This is a genomic window from Mycobacterium sp., from assembly GCF_035499775.1.
GTDB lineage: Bacteria > Actinomycetota > Actinomycetes > Mycobacteriales > Mycobacteriaceae > Mycobacterium.
This window is the reverse complement of record NZ_DATJYB010000408.1, coordinates 1-4,510: the sequence shown is the minus strand read 5'-3', so window position 1 is coordinate 4,510 and position 4,510 is coordinate 1. Positions and strand designations below refer to the sequence as shown.

The 4,510-nt window shown below is 65.1% G+C and carries 4 protein-coding genes and 2 pseudogenes; 4 read left to right on the top strand and 2 right to left on the bottom strand.

All coding sequences use genetic code 11. From position 1 onward, the window contains the following. Together VML93_RS25270 and VML93_RS25265 are read right to left on the bottom strand one after the other, a co-directional pair. Window positions 1–1,026: glutamyl-tRNA reductase (locus tag VML93_RS25270; RefSeq protein ID WP_325615012.1), on the bottom strand; the 1,026-nt coding region annotated here is incomplete at its 3' end. A gap of 51 nt (window positions 1,027–1,077) precedes the next feature. After that, window positions 1,078–1,402 (bottom strand): annotated as a pseudogene (locus tag VML93_RS25265) (glutaredoxin family protein). A 116-nt stretch (window positions 1,403–1,518) separates the two neighbouring features. Here VML93_RS25265 and VML93_RS25260 point away from each other — a divergent pair. The 4 genes and pseudogenes from VML93_RS25260 to cmaA2 all read left to right on the top strand — a co-directional run. Further along, entirely contained in the window at window positions 1,519–2,424 is a 906-nt protein-coding gene (locus tag VML93_RS25260; protein WP_325615011.1) for an HAD family hydrolase, read from the top strand. Between the two features lie 46 nt (window positions 2,425–2,470). Beyond that, the gene (locus VML93_RS25255; protein ID WP_325615010.1) at window positions 2,471–2,995 is read left to right on the top strand and encodes an FAS1-like dehydratase domain-containing protein; all 525 of its coding nucleotides are present in this window, start codon (window positions 2,471–2,473) and stop codon (window positions 2,993–2,995) included. After that, window positions 2,995–3,903, top strand: a complete 909-nt coding sequence (locus VML93_RS25250) for a cyclopropane mycolic acid synthase family methyltransferase (protein WP_325615009.1) — start codon at window positions 2,995–2,997, stop codon at window positions 3,901–3,903. Before VML93_RS25255 ends, VML93_RS25250 begins: the two co-directional genes overlap by 1 nt. 148 nt (window positions 3,904–4,051) lie before the next feature. Next, a pseudogene (gene cmaA2 / locus VML93_RS25245) lies at window positions 4,052–4,510 on the top strand (cyclopropane mycolic acid synthase CmaA2); the annotation flags it as partial.

The window sequence follows — 4,510 nt, the reverse complement described above, 5'->3', positions numbered from 1 at the left end:
GTACGCCGCAACCTCGGCCGCCACGATGTGGCGGGCAGCGTCGACGTCGGCGGCCGCGGCATGGGCCGACGGTTCATGCTGCACGCGGTCCACGTCGACGACCCAGACGCCGGGCAGCCCGGCCACCGCCGGATCGACGTCACGCGGCATGCCCAGGTCGCAAATCACCAGCGGATGAGCCGTCTCTTCGATTTCACTGCGGCGCGCGGCGGCCAGCGCGTGATGCACATCGGCCAGCGACACCACGGGACTCACCGCCCCGGTACAGCTCACCACTACGTCGGCGTCCGCCAAGGCGTCGGCCAGGCTGTCCAGGGTCAGCGCCTCGGCTGGCGCGCCCGATTCGCGGATCTTGCGGACCAGCCGCTGAGCCCGGGAGTGCGACCGGTTGAGCACCTGGACGCACCCGATGCCGGCCCTGGTCAGGTGCGCCGCCGACAGTGCTCCCATCGACCCGGCACCGATCACGACGGCGGTCTTGCCGTCCAGCCCGCCCAGCTTGCGCTCGGCCATGCCCAGCGCGACCGACACCACCGAGGCGCCGGCGGCGTCGATGGCCGTTTCGGAATGCACCCGCTTGCCGACCGACAGTGCACGCTGGGCCAGCTCATGCAGCGCCCGGCCGACGGTGCGGTTGGCCTCGGCGGTGGCGTAGGCGCGACGCACCTGGCCGAGCACCTGTTGTTCGCCGACCACCGCTGAGTCCAGGCCGCTGGCAACCGCGAACAGGTGCTCGACGGCGGCCTCGCTGTAGCGGACGTACGCATATTTGGTCAGGTCACCCATCGACATGCCGGAGTGCTCGGACAACACCTGCCCGACCACCGACAGCCCGCCGTGGAACGCGTCCACCACCGCGTAGACCTCGACCCGGTTGCACGTCGACAACACCATTGCCTCAGTCACCAGCGGCGACTGCAGCACCCGGTCAACGATCTTGACCTGATCGGATTCGTCAATGCTGAGTTGTTCGAGGACCGAGACCGGCGCACTACGGTGCGAAACCCCGAAGAGCAGGATGCTCACGGCAGCATCACCTGGCCAGCTCCCTTGCTTCCTCCAGTACTGAACTGGTCTCTACGGTAATCGTTTATCCAGTGGGCTACCAAATATCGCCTGATGTCCATTCATCTTCCGGTCAGCGCGCGAGATCCGCCCGCAGCCGGGGCTCGTCGATCTCCCAGTAACTGTGCTCGCGTCCGTCGAGCAGGATCACCGGCAGGCGATCGCCGAATTCGGCCCGCAATCCGGGATTTCCGGTGGCCGCCGCGGCGTCGACGTCGGTTGCCGACAGGTCGAAACCCAGCTCGGCAGCCAGCTCGCCCAGCCGCGCATGTACCCGCTCGCAGATGGCGCAGCCGTCGCGGGTGAGCAGTACCACCTGGGGACGGGTCCGGGTCATGCCGACCAGTGTGGCAGCCGGATAGGGTTATACCGATCACCAAGTGGCCACCTGGGAGGCCACCGGAAAGCCACCTGGGAGGCCACCGGGCGGGCACGCGATTTAGGAGGTGTCTGATGGCGTCCTCTGATTCGGACCGCGCAGACCGCACCACACCCGTCGAGGCGGAGCTGCTGATCAGCAACGCGAGCGCGGAGCGTGCACTCAGCGATCTGCAGGCCACCCCGGACGACGAGCGGCCGCAGCCGCCGATCGACCTGACCGCTGCCGCCTTCTTCGATGTGGACAACACGCTGGTGCAGGGCTCGTCGGCGGTTCACTTCGGCCGTGGGCTGGCCGCCCGCGACTACTTCACCTATCGCGACGTGCTCGGTTTTCTCTACGCGCAGGCCAAGTTTCAGGTGCTCGGCAAGGAGAACAGCGAGGACGTCGCCGCCGGCCGCCGCAAGGCGCTCACGTTCATCGAGGGCCGGTCGGTCGAGGAGCTGGTGACGCTGGGCGAGGAGATCTACGACGAGATCATCGCCGACAAGATCTGGGCCGGCACCCGCGAGCTCACCGAGATGCACCTGGATGCCGGCCAGCAAGTGTGGCTGATCACCGCCACGCCCTACGAACTGGCGGCCACCATCGCGCGCCGCCTCGGCTTGACCGGCGCGCTCGGGACCGTCGCCGAGTCGGTCGATGGGATATTCACCGGCCGACTGGTGGGCGAGATCCTGCACGGCACCGGAAAAGCGCACGCGGTGCGGTCGCTGGCGATCCGGGAAGGGCTCAACCTCAAACGCTGCACCGCGTACTCCGACAGCTACAACGACGTGCCGATGCTCTCGCTGGTGGGAACCGCCGTCGCGATCAACCCCGACACCCGGCTGCGCGGCCTGGCCCGGGAACGCGGATGGGAGATCCGCGACTTCCGGACCGCTCGAAAGGCCGCCAAGATCGGGGTGCCGTCGGCCCTGGCGCTGGGTGCCGCCGGCGGCGCGCTGGCGGCATTGGCGTCGCGGCGGCAATCGCGCTGATAAGCTGCGCCGCTGACTACGTATTTGAGTAGAGAGCGACGGCCGTATGACACTTCCCGAAGGAACTCAGGGACTCATCGGCAGCCATTACCGGGCGCCGGACTACTTCGAGGTCGGTCGCGAGAAGATCCGGGAGTTCGCAGCCTCGCTCCAAGATGACCACCCGATGCACTATGCCGAGTCGGCCGCGGCCGATGCAGGTTACGAAAACCTGGTGGCCCCACTGACGTTCCTGGCGGTAGCCGGGCGGCGTGTGCAGCTGGAGATTTTCACCAAGTTCAACGTCCCGATCAACATCGCGCGGGTCATCCACCGCGACCAGAAATTCAAGTTTCACCGGCCGATCCTGGCCCAGGACAAGTTGTACTTCGACACCTACCTAGACTCGGTGATCGAGTCCCACGGCACCGTGCTCGCAGAGATCCGCAGCGAAGTCACAGACGCCGAAGGGAGACCGGTTGTCACCAGCGTCGTCACGATGCTGGGGGAAGCCACACACCAAGACGCGCGCGCCGAGGAGACCGTCGCCGCAATTGCATCCATATCAGCGGGAAATGTAGGGTCGATTTAATGACTTCACAGGGTGAAACGGGTCGCACGCAGCTAAAGCCTCCGGTCGAGGCAGTCCAGTCCCACTACGACCGATCGAACGAATTCTTCAAGCTGTGGCTCGACCCTTCGATGACGTACAGCTGCGCTTACTTCGAAGAGCGTCCGAACATGACGCTGGAAGAGGCCCAGTTCGCCAAGCGCAAACTCGCCCTGGACAAGCTCAACCTCGAGCCCGGTATGACCCTGCTCGACATCGGCTGCGGCTGGGGGTCGACCATGCGCCACGCCGTCGAACACTACGACGTCAACGTCATCGGCCTGACGTTGAGCGAGAACCAGTTGGCGCACGACCAGCAGAAGTTCGACGAGATGGACAGCCCTCGCCGCAAAGAGGTACGGCTGCAGGGCTGGGAGTTGTTCGACGAGCCGGTGGACCGCATCGTGTCGCTCGGCGCGTTCGAGCACTTCGCCGACGGCGCAGGCGATGCCGGATACGAGCGCTACGCCACCTTCTTCAAGAAGTACTACGACCTACTGCCCGACGACGGCCGGATGCTGCTGCACACGATCGTGGTGCCGACCGCCGAAGAGGGCAAGGCGATGGGCCTGAAGACCACGATGAGCCTGTTGCGCTTCATCAGCTTCATCCTGAGGGAGATCTACCCCGGCGGTAAGTTGCCGCAGGTCGAGCAGGTCGACCGCTACTCGACCGAGGCGGGCTTCAAGATCGAGCGCCACCACTACATCGGGAAGAACTACGTCCGCACCCTGAACACCTGGGCCGAGAAGCTGGAAGCGAACAAGGAGAAGGCGATCGAGCTGAAGGGCCAGGAGATGTACGACATCTTCCAGCACTACCTGACCGGTTGCTCTGACCTGTTCCGCGACGGCTACACCAACGTGTGCCAGTTCACCCTGGTCAAGTGAAAGGTAGACGCACCAACGCCCAGGGACCCGACACGGGCACCGAGCGTGGGTCCTATGCACAAAACTCCGATAAAGTCCGTCCCTGGCCCCACCCCCGGCCTCTCAGCAGCAAGCAGCAATTTGAGGAGAAAGACCATGGTCGGCGCCAATGACCCGAAAAGCTGACGAAAACGAGCCGCAACTGTCACCGCCCGTCGAGGCAGTCCAGTCGCATTACGACCGTTCCAACGAATTCTTCAAGCTGTGGCTCGATCCGTCGATGACCTACAGCTGCGCATACTTCGAGCGCCCCGACATGACGCTGGAGGAAGCGCAGTACGCCAAGCGCAAACTCGCGCTCGACAAGCTGGGGCTCGAGCCGGGCATGACGCTGCTCGACATCGGCTGTGGTTGGGGCTCGACCATGCGGCACGCGGTCGAGGAATACGACGTCAACGTGATCGGCCTGACGCTCAGCGAGAACCAGTACGCACATTGTGTGGCCGAGTTCGACAAGATGGACAGCCCCCGCCGCAAAGAGGTGCGCATCCAGGGCTGGGAAGAATTCGACGAGCCGATCGACCGGATCGTGTCGCTGGGTGCGTTTGAGCACTTTGCCGACGGTGCG

What these genes read in the sequence shown, in the direction of transcription:
- VML93_RS25260 (WP_325615011.1), top strand. Translation starts at nt 1,519, where the DNA reads ATGGCGTCCTCTGATTCGGACCGCGCAGACCGCACCACACCCGTCGAG.
- VML93_RS25255 (WP_325615010.1), top strand. Translation starts at nt 2,471, where the DNA reads ATGACACTTCCCGAAGGAACTCAGGGACTCATCGGCAGCCATTACCGG.
- VML93_RS25250 (WP_325615009.1), top strand. Translation starts at nt 2,995, where the DNA reads ATGACTTCACAGGGTGAAACGGGTCGCACGCAGCTAAAGCCTCCGGTC.